1 protein-coding gene is annotated in these 638 nt (G+C 64.3%); it reads left to right on the top strand.

The genetic code is table 11. The features are described from left to right. The coding region (locus A3730_RS27000) for an efflux RND transporter periplasmic adaptor subunit (RefSeq protein WP_156501397.1) at positions 1–638 on the top strand (638 nt) is incomplete at both ends.

Below are 638 nucleotides of genomic sequence, written 5' to 3'. Positions count from 1 at the left end.
GTTGCTGGTGACCCTGGATGATCGCAATGCTCGCGCCGAACTGGCCCGGGCGGAAGCCGAGTACCAGCGGGCCAGGGCCGATTACCGCCGCGGCCAGCAGCTGGTGGAGCGGCGCGCCATCTCCCAGTCTGAAGTTGATACGTTCCGGACCACCCTGGAAGCGGCGGAGGCCAGCCGCAATGTGGCTCGCGCCAATTTTAACGACCATACCATCCGCGCGCCGTTTGCCGGGGTGTTGGGGTTGCGGCAGGTGGACCCCGGTGCCTACCTGCAGACGGGCAACCCGATTACGACCCTGGACAACCTGGGGCACCTGGAGGTGGATTTCCAGATACCCGAACGCTATCTGGCCAAGTTGGCCGTGGGCTTGCCGGTGCAGGCCCGTAATTCAGCGTTTGAAGACCAGGTTTTTGAAGGCGCCATCACCCATCTGGATTCCCGGGTTAGCAATAGCAGCCGCAGCCTTACCGTGCGTGCACGTCTGAACAACCCCCAGGGCCAACTGTTGCCGGGCCAGTTTCTGCGGGTGTCTGTGCAGCTGGCGGAACGGGCCGCGTTGCTGGTGCCGGAGCAGGCAGTGATCACCCAGGGGGCCCAGAGCTATGTGTTCACGGTGAGCCCGGACAATCTCGCCCAGC

The organism is Alcanivorax sp. HI0044 (assembly GCF_001634945.1).
This window is presented reverse-complemented; position numbering and strand designations above follow the sequence as displayed.